Origin of the sequence: Streptomyces sp. NPDC127190 (genome assembly GCF_042672505.1) — a bacterium.
GTDB lineage: Bacteria > Actinomycetota > Actinomycetes > Streptomycetales > Streptomycetaceae > Streptomyces.
Window position 1 is genome coordinate 1 of the sequence record NZ_JBHXVE010000027.1, and the last position, 15,146, is coordinate 15,146.

Below are 15,146 nucleotides of genomic sequence, written 5' to 3' on the forward strand. Positions count from 1 at the left end.
GGCCGGACCCATAAGGTTCCGGCCACCCCGGCGGCACGTTTCTGCTGGCCCCGCTGGAGCGGTTACGCCTCTTCGTGGGTGGCCACGGCGCGGCGCGCGTCCGCGTCCAGGACGCCCCAGCTGATCAGCTGCTCGGTGAGGACCGAGGGCGACTGGTCGTAGATGACGGCGAGTGTGCGCAGGTCGTCCTGGCGGATCGACAGCACCTTGCCGTTGTAGTCACCGCGCTGGGACTGGATCGTGGCCGCGTACCGCTGCAAGGGGCCCGCCTTCTCGGCCGGCACGGTGGCCAGCCGCTCCAGGTCCAGGACCAGCTTCGGCGGCGGCTCGGCGGCGCCGCCCGGCGTGGTGCCCGGCAGGAGCTCCTGCACCGGAACGCCATAGAAATCGGCCAGCTCGGCAAGGCGCTGCACGGTCACGGCGCGGTCGCCGCGCTCGTACGAACCGACCACCACGGCCTTCCAGCGACCCTGGGACTTCTCCTCGACACCGTGGAGGGAAAGGCCCTGCTGGGTGCGGATGGCACGGAGCTTCGCCCCGAGCTGTTTGGCGTATTCGCTGGACATATAGCTCCCCGGACACTGTGTCGACGCGGCCGGCTGTTTTCCCGCCGCGCGGCTGGTAACTCACTGTGAGGTTACGCAGCGTGACTCTTCTGCGTCAAGCCGAATGGTCCACACCGACTCTTCCGTGGTAGTGACCACCGATTAGGCCAAGGGGGTGATCGGAGGGCTCCCGGGGACCTGATACGGTGGATGGCGCAATTCCGACGTCCTTTAAGGTCCGTCCCGTGAGGCGGAGAAGGAGGTCCGTTTCGTATGGACAAGCACGACCCGTATGCGCATCCGCAGGCGTCCGATGCCCGGCCCGTTCTCGAAGGCCCCGACATCGCGCGGGTGCTGACCCGTATCGCCCACGAGATCGTCGAACGCGCCAAGGGCGCCGACGACGTGGTGCTCCTCGGCATCCCGACGCGCGGCGTCTTCCTCGCCCAGCGGCTCGCCGCCAAGCTGGAGCAGATCACCGACCGCAAGGTCCCCGTCGGCTCGCTCGACATCACGATGTACCGCGACGACCTGCGCATGCATCCGCCGCGCGCGCTCGCTCGCACCGAGATCCCCGGTGACGGCCTCGACGGCCGCCTGGTCGTCCTCGTCGACGACGTGCTCTTCTCCGGCCGCACCATCCGCGCCGCCCTGGACGCCCTGAACGACATCGGGCGCCCGCGCGCGGTGCAGCTGGCGGTCCTGGTCGACCGCGGCCACCGGGAACTGCCGATCCGTGCCGACTACGTCGGCAAGAACCTCCCCACGTCGCTGCGGGAGACGGTCAAGGTCCAGCTCGCCGAGGAGGACGGTCGCGACACCGTGCTGCTCGGTGTCAAGCCGGCCGACCAGTAGCAAGCCAGGCGCACGGCTCGCTCCGGCCTGCCGGCACGCGCCCGGATTTGCCCGAATCCTCCCGTTTGAATCGCCTTACGGAGCCTGACAGATGCAGCGTCATCTCATCTCGGCCGCCGACCTCACCCGCGACGACGCCGTCCTGATCCTCGACACCGCCGAGGAGATGGCCCGGGTCGCCGACCGGCCGATCAAGAAGCTGCCGACCCTGCGCGGCCGCACCGTCGTCAACCTCTTCTTCGAGGACTCCACGCGCACGCGTATCTCCTTCGAAGCCGCCGAGAAGCGCCTCTCCGCGGACGTCATCAACTTCTCCGCCAAGGGCTCCAGCGTGTCCAAGGGCGAGTCCCTCAAGGACACCGCCCAGACGCTGGAGGCCATGGGCGTCGACGCCGTCGTCATCCGGCACGGCGCCTCCGGAGCGCCCTACCGCCTGGCGAACTCCGGCTGGATCGACGCCGCCGTCATCAACGCCGGCGACGGCACCCACCAGCACCCCACCCAGGCCCTGCTGGACGCGTTCACCATGCGCCGCCGGCTGGTCGGCCGGGACGCCGGGCTCGGCCAGGACCTCGCAGGCAAGCGGATCACCATCGTCGGCGACGTCCTGCACAGCCGGGTCGCCCGCTCCAACGTGGACCTGCTGCACACCCTCGGCGCCGAGGTCACCCTGGTCGCACCGCCCACCCTGGTGCCGGTCGGCGTCGAGACCTGGCCGTGCGAGGTGTCGTACGACCTCGACAGCGTGCTGCCGAAGTCGGACGCGGTGATGATGCTCCGCGTCCAGCGCGAGCGCATGAACGCCGCCTTCTTCCCGACCGAGCGCGAGTACTCGCGGCGCTACGGCCTCGACGGCGACCGCATGGCGAAGATGCCCGAGCACGCCATCGTGATGCACCCCGGCCCGATGGTGCGCGGCATGGAGATCACCGCCGAGGTCGCCGACTCCGAGCGCTGCACCGTCGTCGAGCAGGTCGCCAACGGTGTCTCCATCCGGATGGCCGTGCTGTACCTGCTGCTCGGCGGAAACGAGCCCGCCCAGACCCGCACTGAGGAGAAGTAAGACCCATGAGCAAGATCCTGATCCGTGGTGCGAAGGTGCTCGGCGGCGAGCCGCAGGACGTGCTGATCGACGGCGAGGTCATCGAGGCGGTCAGCACGGGCCTGTCCGCCGACGGCGCCGAGGTGGTCGAGGCCGGCGGCAAGGTGCTGCTGCCGGGCCTGGTCGACCTGCACACCCATCTGCGTGAGCCGGGCCGCGAGGACTCCGAGACGGTCCTCACCGGCACCCGCGCGGCCGCCTGTGGCGGCTACACCGCCGTGTTCGCCATGGCCAACACCTTCCCCGTCGCCGACACCGCCGGTGTCGTGGAGCAGGTCTGGCGGCTCGGCAGGGAGCACGGCTACTGCGACGTCCAGCCCATCGGTGCCGTCACCGTCGGCCTGGAGGGCCGGAAGCTCGCCGAGCTGGGTGCCATGCACGAGTCGGCCGCGGGCGTGACCGTCTTCTCCGACGACGGCAAGTGCGTGGACGACGCGGTGATCATGCGCCGTGCGCTGGAGTACGTGAAGGCCTTCGGCGGTGTCGTCGCCCAGCACGCGCAGGAGCCGCGGCTGACCGAGGGCGCCCAGATGAACGAGGGCATCGTCTCCGCCGAGCTGGGCCTGGGCGGCTGGCCGGCCGTCGCCGAGGAGTCGATCATCGCGCGGGACGTGCTGCTCGCCGAGCACGTCGGCTCCCGCGTCCACATCTGCCACCTGTCGACCGCCGGCTCGGTGGAGATCGTCCGCTGGGCCAAGTCCCGCGGCATCCAGGTCACCGCCGAGGTCACCCCGCACCACCTGCTCCTCACCGACGAGCTGGTGCGCACGTACAACCCCGTCTACAAGGTCAACCCGCCGCTGCGCACCGAGCGCGACGTCATGGCCCTGCGCGAGGCGCTCGCGGACGGCACGATCGACATCGTCGCCACCGACCACGCCCCGCACCCGCACGAGGACAAGGACTGCGAGTGGGCCGCCGCCGCCATGGGCATGGTCGGCCTGGAGACCGCGTTGTCAGTGGTCCAGGAGACCATGGTCGACACGGGCCTGCTGGACTGGGCCGGCGTCGCCGACCGGATGTCCGTCAAGCCCGCGCAGATCGGACAGGCCACCGGGCACGGCCGTCCTGTCTCGGCAGGTGAGCCCGCCAACCTCACCCTCGTCGACACGGCATACCGTGGCCAGGTGGACCCCGCGGGCTTCGCCTCGCGCAGCCGCAACACCCCGTACGAGGGCCGCGAGCTGCCGGGCCGTGTGACGCACACGTGGCTGCGGGGCAAGGCCACGCTCGTCGACGGGAAGCTCACGTGACACCAGTAATCCTGCTGGCCGAGGCCAAGCGATCGGCCGAGGTCACCGACTGGCCGGCCCGCATCGGCTGGCTCGTCGGACTCCTGCTCTTCGTCGCGCTCGTCTACTGGCTGATGCGCGAGGGCTGGAAGTGGCGCGGCACGCTCCAGGGCGACCTGCCGGCGCTGCCCGGCGCGCCGCAGCAGACCGGTCCGGCGAAACTGAAGCTGAGCGGCCGCTACCACGGCTCCACCACGGCAGGACAGTGGCTGGACCGGATCGTGGCCCACGGCCTCGGCACCCGCAGCCGGGTCGAGCTGACCCTGACCGACCAAGGCCTGGAGGTCGAGCGTCCCGGAGCGACCGACTTCTTCGTCCCCACCGCCGCGCTGCGCGGCGCCCGCCTCGACAAGGGCATCGCCGGCAAGGTCCTCACCGAGGGCGGGCTGCTGGTGGTGACCTGGGCACACGGCGACAAGCTGATCGACTCCGGGTTCCGCTCCGACCACGCGGCCGAGCACACCGAGTGGGCCGACACCCTGAACCACATGATCAACGACACGGAAGGCGCACGATGACGACCTCCACCAGGGGAGCCGCCAGGGTTCCCGCCGTTCTCGTCCTGGAGGACGGCCGCCTCTTCCGCGGCCGCGCCTACGGGGCCGTGGGGGAGACCTTCGGCGAGGCCGTGTTCTCCACCGGCATGACCGGCTACCAGGAGACCCTCACCGACCCGTCGTACGACCGCCAGATCGTCGTCGCGACCGCCCCGCAGATCGGCAACACGGGCTGGAACGACGAGGACGACGAGTCGAGCCGTATCTGGGTCTCCGGCTATGTCGTGCGCGATCCCGCGCGCGTGCCGTCCAACTGGCGCGCCAAGCGCTCCCTCGACGACGAGCTGGAGCGGCAGGGCGTGGTCGGCATCTCCGGCATCGACACCCGCGCCCTCACCCGCCATCTGCGCGAGCGCGGCTCCATGCGCGCCGGCATCTTCTCCGGCGAGGCGATCGCGGCCGACTCCGAGCTGCTCGCCCGGGTGCAGGCCCAGCCGCACATGAAGGGCGCGAGCCTGTACGAGGAGGTCGCGACCAAGGAGGCGTACGTCGTCCCCGCGATCGGCACCAGGAAGTTCACCGTCGCCGCGATCGACCTCGGCATCAAGGGCATGACCCCGCAGCGCATGGCCGAGCGCGGCATCGAGGTGCACGTGCTGCCCGCGACCGCGTCCGTCGAGGACGTCTACGCCGTCAACCCGGACGGTGTGTTCTTCTCCAACGGCCCCGGCGACCCGGCGACCGCCGACGGCCCGGTGGCCCTCATGACCGCCGTCCTGGAGCGGAAGACGCCGCTGTTCGGCATCTGCTTCGGCAACCAGATCCTCGGCCGTGCGCTCGGCTTCGGCACCTACAAGCTGAAGTACGGCCACCGGGGCATCAACCAGCCGGTCCAGGACCGTACGACCGGCAAGGTCGAGGTCACCGCGCACAACCACGGCTTCGCCGTGGACGCGCCGCTCGACCAGGTCAGCGAGACGAAGTTCGGCCGCGCCGAGGTCTCGCACGTCTGCCTGAACGACAACGTCGTGGAGGGGCTCCAGCTGCTCGACCAGCCCGCCTTCTCCGTCCAGTACCACCCCGAAGCGGCCGCCGGTCCGCACGACGCCGCCTACCTGTTCGACCGCTTCGTCTCCCTGATGGAGGGCCAGCGTGCCTAAGCGCACCGATATCCAGTCCGTCCTGGTCATCGGCTCCGGCCCGATCGTCATCGGCCAGGCCGCCGAGTTCGACTACTCCGGCACCCAGGCGTGCCGCGTGCTCAAGGCCGAAGGCCTGCGCGTGGTCCTCGTCAACTCCAACCCGGCGACGATCATGACCGACCCGGAGATCGCCGACGCCACCTACGTCGAGCCGATCACCCCCGAGTTCGTCGAGAAGATCATCGCCAAGGAGCGCCCCGACGCCCTGCTGCCCACCCTGGGCGGTCAGACGGCCCTGAACACCGCGATCTCGCTGCACGAGAACGGCGTCCTGGCCAAGTACGGCGTGGAGCTGATCGGCGCCAAGCCCGAGGCGATCCACAAGGGCGAGGACCGCGACCTGTTCAAGGAGGTCGTGGAGGAGGTCCGCAAGAAGATCGGGCACGGCGAGTCCGCCCGCTCGGTCATCTGCCACACCATGGACGACGTCCTCCAGGGCGTCGAGACCCTCGGCGGCTACCCGGTCGTCGTCCGCCCGTCCTTCACCATGGGCGGCGCCGGCTCCGGCTTCGCGCACGACGAGGAGGAGCTGCGCCGCATCGCCGGCCAGGGCCTCACGCTCTCCCCGACCACCGAGGTGCTCCTGGAGGAGTCCATCCTCGGCTGGAAGGAGTACGAGCTGGAGCTGATGCGCGACAAGCACGACAACGTCGTGGTCGTCTGCTCCATCGAGAACTTCGACCCGATGGGCGTGCACACCGGTGACTCGATCACCGTCGCGCCCGCGATGACGCTGACCGACCGCGAGTACCAGATCCTGCGGGACGTCGGCATCGCCGTGATCCGCGAGGTCGGCGTCGACACCGGCGGCTGCAACATCCAGTTCGCGGTGAACCCCGAGGACGGTCGTGTGATCGTCATCGAGATGAACCCGCGCGTGTCCCGGTCCTCGGCGCTCGCCTCCAAGGCGACCGGCTTCCCGATCGCCAAGATCGCCGCCAAGCTGGCGGTGGGCTACACCCTGGACGAGATCCCCAACGACATCACCCAGGAGACCCCGGCCTCCTTCGAGCCCACGCTCGACTACGTGGTCGTCAAGGCCCCGCGCTTCGCCTTCGAGAAGTTCCCGCAGGCCGACTCCACGCTGACCACCACCATGAAGTCGGTCGGCGAGGCCATGGCCATCGGCCGCAACTTCCCCGAGGCCTTCCAGAAGGCGCTGCGCTCACTGGAGAAGAAGGGCAGCCAGTTCACCTTCGTCGGCGACCCCGGCGACAAGGACACCCTGCTGCGCGAGGCCGTACGGCCCACCGACGGCCGGATCAACACGGTCATGCAGGCCATCCGGGCGGGCGCCACGCCGGAGGAGATCTTCGACTACACGAAGATCGACCCCTGGTTCGTGGACCAGCTCTTCCTGATCAAGGAGATCGCGGACGAGCTGGCCGAGGCCCCCGAGCTGACGCGCGAACTGCTCGGCGAGGCCAAGCGGCACGGCTTCTCCGACCAGCAGATCGGCGAGATCCGCGGCCTGCGCGAGGACGTCGTCCGCGAGGTCCGGCACGCGCTCGGCATCCGCCCGGTCTACAAGACGGTCGACACCTGCGCCGCCGAGTTCGCCGCGAAGACGCCGTACTTCTACTCGGCCTACGACGAGGAGTCGGAGGTGGCGTCCCGCGAGAAGCCGGCCGTCATCATCCTGGGCTCCGGCCCGAACCGCATCGGCCAGGGCATCGAGTTCGACTACTCCTGCGTCCACGCCTCCTTCGCGCTGTCCGACGCCGGGTACGAGACCGTGATGGTCAACTGCAACCCGGAGACCGTCTCCACGGACTACGACACCTCCGACCGCCTGTACTTCGAGCCGCTGACGCTGGAAGACGTGCTGGAGATCGTCCACGCGGAGCAGCAGGCGGGCCCGGTCGCGGGCGTCGTCGTCCAGCTCGGCGGCCAGACCCCGCTGGGTCTCGCGCAGGCCCTGAAGGACAACGGCGTGCCGATCGTCGGCACCTCCCCGGAGGCCATCCACGCCGCCGAGGACCGCGGCGCCTTCGGCCGGGTCCTCGCCGAGGCCGGTCTGCCCGCCCCGAAGCACGGCACGGCCACCACCTTCGCCGAGGCCAAGGCCATCGCCGACGAGATCGGCTACCCGGTCCTGGTCCGGCCGTCGTACGTCCTCGGCGGCCGCGGCATGGAGATCGTCTACGACGAGACCCGCCTGGCCAGCTACATCGCCGAGTCGACCGAGATCAGCCCGTCCCGGCCGGTCCTCGTCGACCGCTTCCTGGACGACGCGATCGAGATCGACGTCGACGCGCTCTACGACGGCGAGGAGCTGTACCTCGGCGGTGTCATGGAGCACATCGAGGAGGCCGGCATCCACTCCGGCGACTCGGCGTGCGCCCTGCCCCCGATCACCCTCGGCGGCTTCGACGTCAAGCGGCTGCGCGCCTCCACCGAGGCCATCGCCAAGGGCGTCGGCGTGCGCGGCCTGATCAACATCCAGTTCGCGATGGCCGGCGACATCCTCTACGTGCTGGAGGCCAACCCGCGCGCCTCGCGTACGGTCCCCTTCACCTCGAAGGCGACCGCGGTGCCGCTCGCCAAGGCCGCCGCCCGGATCTCGCTGGGCGCGACCATCGCCGAGCTGCGCGCGGAGGGGCTGCTGCCGAAGCGCGGTGACGGCGGCGAGCTGCCGCTGGACGCGCCGATCTCCGTCAAGGAGGCCGTCATGCCCTGGTCGCGCTTCCGCGACATCCAGGGCCGCGGCGTGGACACCGTCCTCGGCCCGGAGATGCGCTCCACTGGCGAGGTCATGGGCATCGACTCGGTCTTCGGCACGGCGTACGCCAAGTCGCAGGCGGGTGCCTACGGCCCGCTGCCCACCAAGGGCCGCGCGTTCATCTCGGTCGCCAACCGGGACAAGCGCTCGATGATCTTCCCGGCGCGCGAGCTGGTCGCTCATGGCTTCGAGCTGCTCGCCACCTCCGGCACCGCCGAGGTCCTCAAGCGCAACGGCATCAACGCCTCCGTGGTGCGCAAGCAGTCCGAGGGCACCGGCCCGAACGGCGAGAAGACCATCGTCCAGCTCATCCACGACGGCGAGGTCGACCTCATCGTCAACACCCCGTACGGCACCGGCGGCCGCCTCGACGGCTACGACATCCGTACGGCGGCCGTGGCCCGCTCGGTCCCCTGTCTGACGACCGTCCAGGCCCTCGCCGCGGCCGTCCAGGGCATCGACGCCCTCAACCGTGGCGAGGTGGGCGTCCGCTCGCTCCAGGAACACGCGGAACACCTGACCGCGGCCCGCGACTAGCAGCCCTTGAGGGGGACACCGGAAACGGTGTCCCCCTCTTCATGAGGCTTCATGAGGACACGTACATGTACAAGCTTTTCTTCCGTCTGGTCTTCACCCGGATGGATCCGGAGCAGGCGCATCACCTCGCGTTCCGCTGGATCCGCCTCGCCGCCCGCGTCCCCGGCCTGCGCACCTTCGTCGCGGCGGCCCTCGCGCCCCGGTACAAGGAGCTGCGCACCGAGGCCTTCGGGCTGCGCATGCACGGCCCCTTCGGCCTTGCGGCCGGCTTCGACAAGAACGCCGTCGCGATCGACGGGATGTCGATGCTCGGCTTCGACCATGTCGAGATCGGCACGGTCACCGGCGAGCCGCAGCCCGGCAACCCGCCCAAGCGGCTCTTCCGGCTCGTGAAGGACCGCGCGCTCATCAACCGCATGGGCTTCAACAACGACGGCTCGCTCGCCGTGGCGGCCCGCCTGGCGACCCGGCAGCCCGTCTTCCGGACGGTCGTCGGCGTGAACATCGGCAAGACCAAGGTCGTCCCGGAGGCCGAGGCCGTCGCGGACTACGTGAAGTCCGCCGAGCGGCTCGCGCCGTACGCCGACTACCTGGTCGTCAACGTCTCCTCGCCGAACACCCCCGGCCTGCGCAACCTCCAGGCCGTCGACCACCTGCGCCCGCTGCTGACCGCCGTCCGCGAGGCCGCCGACCGCATGGTGGCGGACCGGCACGTCCCGCTCCTGGTGAAGATCGCCCCCGATCTCGCCGACGAGGACGTCGACGCCGTCGCCGACCTGGCCGTGGAGCTGGGCCTGGACGGCATCATCGCCACCAACACCACCATCGCGCGCGAGGGCCTCGGCCTTCAGTCCCCGCCCGCGCTGGTGCGGGAGACCGGCGGGCTGTCCGGCGCCCCGCTCAAGGCGCGCTCCCTGGAGGTGCTGCGCCGCCTGTACGCGCGTGTGGGCGACCGGATCACCCTGGTGGGCGTGGGCGGCATCGAGACCGCCGAGGACGCCTGGCAGCGCATCCTGGCCGGTGCCACGCTGGTCCAGGGCTACAGCGCCTTCATCTACCAGGGGCCGTTCTGGTCCCGGGCGATCCACAAGGGCCTCGCGGCCCGTCTGCGCACCAGCCCCTACGCCACCCTCGCCGACGCGGTCGGCGCCGATGTGAGGAAGCCCGTATGACTGTTCTCGAGCCCTTCGGCGCCCGGCTGCGCCGTGCCATGGACGAGCGCGGCCCGCTGTGCGTCGGCATCGACCCGCACGCCTCGCTGCTCGCCGAGTGGGGACTGAACGACGACGTGGCGGGCCTGGAGCGGTTCAGCCGCACGGTCGTGGAGGCCATGGCCGACCGGGTGGCGGTCCTGAAGCCGCAGAGCGCCTTCTTCGAGCGGTTCGGCTCGCGCGGCCTCGCCGTCCTGGAGAAGTCGGTGCAGGAGGCGCGCGCGGCCGGTGCCCTGGTCGTGATGGACGCCAAGCGCGGCGACATCGGCTCCACCATGGCGGCCTACGCCGAGGCGTTCCTGCACAAGGACGCCCCGCTGTTCTCGGACGCGCTGACCGTCTCGCCGTACCTCGGCTACGGCTCGCTCAGCCCGGCCGTCGCCCTGGCCCGGGAGAGCGGGGCGGGCCTGTTCGTGCTGGCGCTGACCTCGAACCCGGAGGGCGGCGAGGTGCAGCACGCCGTGCGCGCCGACGGCCGGACGGTCGGGGCGACCATGCTGGCCCACCTGGCCGCCGAGAACGCGGGCGAGAAGCCGCTGGGCTCCTTCGGCGCGGTGGTCGGCGCCACGCTCGGCGACCTCTCCTCGTACGACCTCGCCGTCAACGGTCCGCTGCTCGCGCCCGGCATCGGAGCCCAGGGCGCGACCCCGGCGGACCTTCCGCGGGTCTTCGGGGCGGCCGTGCGCAACGTGGTGCCGAACGTCAGCCGGGGTGTGCTGCGGCACGGTCCCGACGCCGGGGCGCTGCGCGGGGCGGCCGAGCGGTTCGCGGAGGAGATCCAGGCGGCCGTGGCGGGTGCCTGACCCCCGTGCGGGGTCTCCCTGCGGGCGGCGTGGTGACGGGTTCCGTGTGAATACATCTTCAAAACCGGGGCATTATGTCCCAAATGTCCGGCCTGACGGAGGCTGACCAGGACTTTTCCGCTGTTCTCGCTGACTCTGGCGAACTTGCCCGCTAGTCTCCGAGCAGTGGGGGTACCTCCCACGCCCTTCAGGCAGTGGGGGAGAACGGGTGAAGCGTGTTGCTCGTGGCTCCCCAGGTGTGGGGCGACTAGGTTCCTCACCGGTCCGTATCCGACAGTTCGACATCCGAGGTGACGTAGGCGTGGCTCTTCCGCCCCTTACCCCTGAACAGCGCGCAGCCGCGCTCGAAAAGGCCGCCGCGGCTCGCCGGGAGCGGGCCGAGGTCAAGAATCGACTCAAGCACTCCGGCGCCTCCCTGCACGAGGTCATCAAGCAGGGCCAGGAGAACGACGTCATCGGCAAGATGAAGGTCTCCGCCCTGCTGGAGTCCCTGCCGGGCGTGGGCAAGGTCCGCGCCAAGCAGATCATGGAGCGTCTGGGGATCTCCGAGAGCCGCCGTGTGCGCGGTCTCGGTTCCAACCAGATCGCCTCCCTGGAGCGTGAGTTCGGCAGCACCGGCTCCTGAGTCCGGCTGCTGTCGGACCAGGAGTCCCGGGCACCCCGGGATTGCTGGAATAATCGCTGCATGAGTGAACGTCCGCGGCTGACCGTGCTCTCCGGCCCCTCCGGGGTCGGCAAGAGCACGGTCGTCGCCCATATGCGCAAGGAACACCCCGAGGTCTGGCTCTCGGTGTCGGCGACGACCCGCAAGCCGCGCCCTGGTGAGCAGCACGGAGTCCACTACTTCTTCGTGACCGACGACGAGATGGACAAGCTGATCGCCAACGGCGAGCTGCTGGAGTGGGCCGAGTTCGCCGGCAACCGGTACGGCACGCCCCGCGCGGCCGTGCAGGAGCGGCTGGAGAACGGCGAGCCCGTGCTGCTGGAGATCGATCTCCAGGGCGCCCGGCAGGTTCGCGCCTCCATGGCCGACGCCCAGCTGGTGTTCCTCGCTCCGCCCTCCTGGGAGGAGCTGGTGCGCAGGCTGACCGGCCGGGGGACCGAGTCGCCCGAGGTCATCGAGCGCCGCCTGGCGGCCGCCCGGACCGAGCTGGCGGCCGAGCCGGAGTTCGACGAGACCTTGGTGAACACCTCCGTCGAGGACGTGGCCCGCGAGCTGCTAGCCTTGATGGATGTTGTCTGATCACGAGTGTGTGATCAGAAATGATCTTTTCCCATCCATCGGAAGGTAGAGCGTGTCCTCTTCCATCACCGCGCCCGAGGGCATCATCAACCCGCCGATCGACGAGCTTCTCGAGGCCACCGACTCGAAGTACAGCCTCGTGATCTACGCGGCCAAGCGTGCCCGCCAGATCAACGCGTACTACTCGCAGCTCGGCGAGGGCCTCCTCGAGTACGTCGGTCCGCTCGTCGACACCCATGTCCACGAGAAGCCGCTCTCGATCGCCCTGCGGGAGATCAACGCGGGTCTGCTGACGTCCGAGGCCATCGAGGGCCCGGCGCAGTAGTACTTTCAGACTGCGATTGACTTATCCACAGGCCCGGCAGTCACGCTGCCGGGCCTGTGGTGTGTCATTGGTGTTGCAGGGTTCCGAGTCCGGGGAGTGAGCGTGGACAAGCCCAAGGTCGTGCTGGGAGTCAGCGGTGGCATCGCCGCCTACAAGGCGTGCGAGCTGCTGAGAAGGCTGACGGAGTCGGGCCATGACGTCCGCGTGGTGCCCACCGCCTCCGCGCTGCACTTCGTCGGCGCCGCCACCTGGTCCGCCCTGTCCGGCAACCCCGTCTCCACCGAGGTCTGGGACAGCGTCCACGAGGTCCCGCACGTCCGCATCGGCCAGCACGCCGACCTGGTGGTGGTCGCCCCGGCGACGGCCGACATGCTCGCCAAGGCCGCCCACGGCCTCGCCGACGACCTGCTCACCAACACCCTGCTCACCGCCCGCTGCCCGGTCGTCTTCGCCCCGGCGATGCACACCGAGATGTGGGAGCACCCGGCCACCCAGGAGAACGTGGCGACCCTGCGCCGGCGCGGCGCCGTCGTCATCGAGCCCGCCGTCGGTCGCCTCACCGGCGTCGACACCGGCAAGGGCCGGTTGCCCGACCCGGCCGAGATCTTCGAGGTCTGCCGCCGGGTGCTGGCCCGCGGCGTCACCGAGCCCGACCTGAAGGGCCGCCATGTGGTCGTCTCGGCGGGCGGCACCCGCGAGCCCCTCGACCCGGTGCGCTTCCTCGGCAACCGCTCCTCCGGTAAGCAGGGCTACGCCCTCGCCCGCACCGCCGCGGCCCGGGGCGCCCGGGTGACGCTGGTCGCGGCCAACACCGCGCTGCCCGACCCGGCCGGCGTGGACGTGGTCCCGGTCGGCACCGCCGTACAGCTGCGCGAGGCGGTCCTGAAGGCCGCGGCGGACGCCGACGCCGTCGTCATGGCCGCCGCCGTGGCGGACTTCCGTCCGGCCGTCTACGCGGCCGGCAAGATCAAGAAGCGGGACGGCCAGGAGCCCGACCCGATCGTCCTGGTGCGAAATCCAGACATTCTCGCGGAGCTGTCCGCCGAACGGGCCCGCCCCGGACAGGTGATCGTCGGCTTCGCCGCGGAGACCGACGACGTCCTCGCCAACGGCCGCGCCAAGCTCGCCCGCAAGGGCTGCGACCTGCTCGTGGTCAACGAGGTCGGCGAGCGCAAGACCTTTGGTTCCGAGGAGAACGAGGCGGTCGTGCTGGGTGCGGACGGCAGCGACACGCCGGTGCCGTACGGGCCCAAGGAGGCCCTGGCCGAGACCGTCTGGGACCTGGTCGCAGCGCGGCTCGGCTGACCCCGCGGCGGCCCCGCTCACCGGACGGAGCAGTGGAAGGCCGCCTGAAATTGATCGTGGCGACCCTGGCCAAGGCCGCCCGGCGTTGGGCAGAATGCCCCGTGCCGCAGGTCACAGCGCTTCCGAGAGGCGAGACAGTGACCCATCGGCCGAGTGTGACCGATAAACTGTCACGGTCGGCGCCGGGCGCAGCCCCGCGCACCGACCGTAAATGATCAGCCAGCAGCCGCTGCAACCCCAGGGAGCGTTGTGTCCCGTCGCCTGTTCACCTCGGAGTCCGTGACCGAAGGTCACCCCGACAAGATCGCTGACCAGATCAGCGACACCATTCTCGACGCGCTTCTGCGGGAGGACCCGACCTCCCGGGTCGCCGTGGAGACGCTGATCACCACCGGCCTGGTGCACGTGGCAGGTGAGGTGACGACCAAGGCGTACGCGGACATCGCGAGCCTGGTCCGCAACAAGATCCTGGAGATCGGTTACGACTCCTCCAAGAAGGGCTTCGACGGCGCCTCCTGTGGCGTGTCGGTGTCGATCGGCGCGCAGTCCCCGGACATCGCGCAGGGTGTGGACGCGGCGTACGAGGCCCGGGTCGAGGGCGACGACGACGAGCTGGACCGGCAGGGCGCCGGCGACCAGGGCCTGATGTTCGGCTACGCGTCCGACGAGACGCCCACCCTGATGCCGCTGCCGATCTTCCTGGCGCACCGGCTGTCCAAGCGCCTCTCCGAGGTCCGCAAGAACGGCACGATCCCCTACCTGCGCCCGGACGGCAAGACGCAGGTCACCATCGAGTACGACGGCGACAAGGCCGTCCGCCTCGACACGGTGGTCGTCTCCTCGCAGCACGCCAGCGACATCGACCTCGAGTCGCTGCTGGCGCCCGACATCCGCGAGTTCGTCGTGGAGCCGGAGCTGAAGGCGCTGCTGGAGGACGGCATCAAGCTGGACACCGACGGCTACCGCCTGCTGGTCAACCCCACCGGCCGGTTCGAGATCGGCGGCCCGATGGGTGACGCGGGCCTGACCGGCCGCAAGATCATCATCGACACCTACGGCGGCATGGCCCGCCACGGTGGCGGCGCCTTCTCCGGCAAGGACCCGTCCAAGGTGGACCGCTCGGCCGCCTACGCCATGCGCTGGGTCGCCAAGAACGTCGTGGCCGCGGGTCTGGCCTCGCGCTGCGAGGTGCAGGTGGCGTACGCGATCGGCAAGGCCGAGCCGGTCGGTCTCTTCGTGGAGACCTTCGGCACCCACAAGATCGAGACCGACAAGATCGAGAAGGCCATCGACGAGGTCTTCGACCTCCGCCCGGCCGCGATCATCCGCGACCTCGACCTGCTCCGCCCGATCTACTCCCAGACGGCGGCCTACGGCCACTTCGGCCGCGAGCTGCCCGAATTCACCTGGGAGCGCACCGACCGCGTGGACGCGCTGCGCGCCGCCGCCGGCCTGTAGTCCCGCCCGCCTGTCCGCCGGGGGGCCGGGGGGCCGCGCCGGGGCGCGG

The 15,146-nt window shown here is 70.4% G+C and carries 14 protein-coding genes; 13 read left to right on the forward strand and 1 reads right to left on the reverse strand.

The genetic code is table 11. From position 1 onward, the window contains the following. Positions 1-62: 62 nt before the first annotated feature. Positions 63-566 carry a transcriptional regulator BldD gene (gene bldD, locus ACFVIU_RS31225; protein ID WP_014671524.1) on the reverse strand — a complete coding sequence of 168 codons (504 nt, stop codon included), beginning with the start codon at positions 564-566 and terminating at the stop codon, positions 63-65. Positions 567-818: 252 nt separating this feature from the next. On the opposite strand from bldD, the gene pyrR reads away from it, so the two are divergent. The 13 genes from pyrR (at position 819) to metK (ending at position 15,097) form a co-directional block, all read left to right on the forward strand. Continuing rightward, complete coding sequence (pyrR, locus tag ACFVIU_RS31230; protein ID WP_385846612.1) at positions 819-1,400, forward strand: bifunctional pyr operon transcriptional regulator/uracil phosphoribosyltransferase PyrR; 582 nt, start codon at positions 819-821, stop codon at positions 1,398-1,400. Between the two features lie 91 nt (positions 1,401-1,491). Beyond that, positions 1,492-2,463 (forward strand): aspartate carbamoyltransferase catalytic subunit, encoded by a 972-nt coding sequence (locus ACFVIU_RS31235; protein ID WP_385846613.1) that lies wholly within the window; start codon positions 1,492-1,494, stop codon positions 2,461-2,463. Positions 2,464-2,468: 5 nt separating this feature from the next. Then, complete coding sequence (locus ACFVIU_RS31240) at positions 2,469-3,755, forward strand: dihydroorotase (RefSeq protein ID WP_385846614.1); 1,287 nt, start codon at positions 2,469-2,471, stop codon at positions 3,753-3,755. After that, positions 3,752-4,312 carry a hypothetical protein gene (locus ACFVIU_RS31245; RefSeq protein WP_385846615.1) on the forward strand — a complete coding sequence of 187 codons (561 nt, stop codon included), beginning with the start codon at positions 3,752-3,754 and terminating at the stop codon, positions 4,310-4,312. Before ACFVIU_RS31240 ends, ACFVIU_RS31245 begins: the two co-directional genes overlap by 4 nt. Continuing rightward, the gene (gene carA, locus ACFVIU_RS31250) at positions 4,309-5,451 is read left to right on the forward strand and encodes a glutamine-hydrolyzing carbamoyl-phosphate synthase small subunit (protein WP_385846616.1); all 1,143 of its coding nucleotides are present in this window, start codon (positions 4,309-4,311) and stop codon (positions 5,449-5,451) included. Before ACFVIU_RS31245 ends, carA begins: the two co-directional genes overlap by 4 nt. After that, a complete protein-coding gene (carB, locus tag ACFVIU_RS31255; protein ID WP_385846617.1) occupies positions 5,444-8,752 on the forward strand; it encodes a carbamoyl-phosphate synthase large subunit in 3,309 nt (1,102 codons plus the stop codon). Before carA ends, carB begins: the two co-directional genes overlap by 8 nt. Positions 8,753-8,817: 65 nt before the next feature. Further along, a complete protein-coding gene (locus tag ACFVIU_RS31260; RefSeq protein WP_385846619.1) occupies positions 8,818-9,924 on the forward strand; it encodes a quinone-dependent dihydroorotate dehydrogenase in 1,107 nt (368 codons plus the stop codon). Further along, positions 9,921-10,766 carry an orotidine-5'-phosphate decarboxylase gene (gene pyrF / locus ACFVIU_RS31265; protein WP_385846621.1) on the forward strand — a complete coding sequence of 282 codons (846 nt, stop codon included), beginning with the start codon at positions 9,921-9,923 and terminating at the stop codon, positions 10,764-10,766. The genes ACFVIU_RS31260 and pyrF overlap by 4 nt, the downstream gene beginning before the upstream one ends. 301 nt (positions 10,767-11,067) lie before the next feature. Next, on the forward strand, positions 11,068-11,391 hold the full coding sequence (locus tag ACFVIU_RS31270; RefSeq protein ID WP_003977346.1) for an integration host factor: 324 nt from the start codon (positions 11,068-11,070) through the stop codon (positions 11,389-11,391). A gap of 60 nt (positions 11,392-11,451) precedes the next feature. Further along, complete coding sequence (gmk, locus tag ACFVIU_RS31275; protein WP_385846622.1) at positions 11,452-12,009, forward strand: guanylate kinase; 558 nt, start codon at positions 11,452-11,454, stop codon at positions 12,007-12,009. A gap of 52 nt (positions 12,010-12,061) precedes the next feature. Beyond that, complete coding sequence (gene rpoZ / locus ACFVIU_RS31280; RefSeq protein ID WP_005319902.1) at positions 12,062-12,334, forward strand: DNA-directed RNA polymerase subunit omega; 273 nt, start codon at positions 12,062-12,064, stop codon at positions 12,332-12,334. Positions 12,335-12,436: 102 nt separating this feature from the next. Beyond that, positions 12,437-13,639 (forward strand): bifunctional phosphopantothenoylcysteine decarboxylase/phosphopantothenate--cysteine ligase CoaBC, encoded by a 1,203-nt coding sequence (coaBC, locus tag ACFVIU_RS31285; RefSeq protein ID WP_385846624.1) that lies wholly within the window; start codon positions 12,437-12,439, stop codon positions 13,637-13,639. Positions 13,640-13,888: 249 nt separating this feature from the next. Continuing rightward, positions 13,889-15,097 (forward strand): methionine adenosyltransferase, encoded by a 1,209-nt coding sequence (gene metK / locus ACFVIU_RS31290; RefSeq protein ID WP_385846625.1) that lies wholly within the window; start codon positions 13,889-13,891, stop codon positions 15,095-15,097. Positions 15,098-15,146: the final 49 nt, after the last annotated feature.

Bases quoted from the DNA above. Each gene is read 5' to 3' on its own strand.
- bldD (WP_014671524.1), bottom strand. From the start codon at position 566: ATGTCCAGCGAATACGCCAAACAGCTCGGGGCGAAGCTCCGTGCCATC.
- pyrR (WP_385846612.1), top strand. From the start codon at position 819: ATGGACAAGCACGACCCGTATGCGCATCCGCAGGCGTCCGATGCCCGG.
- ACFVIU_RS31235 (WP_385846613.1), top strand. From the start codon at position 1,492: ATGCAGCGTCATCTCATCTCGGCCGCCGACCTCACCCGCGACGACGCC.
- ACFVIU_RS31240 (WP_385846614.1), top strand. From the start codon at position 2,469: ATGAGCAAGATCCTGATCCGTGGTGCGAAGGTGCTCGGCGGCGAGCCG.
- carA (WP_385846616.1), top strand. From the start codon at position 4,309: ATGACGACCTCCACCAGGGGAGCCGCCAGGGTTCCCGCCGTTCTCGTC.
- ACFVIU_RS31260 (WP_385846619.1), top strand. From the start codon at position 8,818: ATGTACAAGCTTTTCTTCCGTCTGGTCTTCACCCGGATGGATCCGGAG.
- pyrF (WP_385846621.1), top strand. From the start codon at position 9,921: ATGACTGTTCTCGAGCCCTTCGGCGCCCGGCTGCGCCGTGCCATGGAC.
- gmk (WP_385846622.1), top strand. From the start codon at position 11,452: ATGAGTGAACGTCCGCGGCTGACCGTGCTCTCCGGCCCCTCCGGGGTC.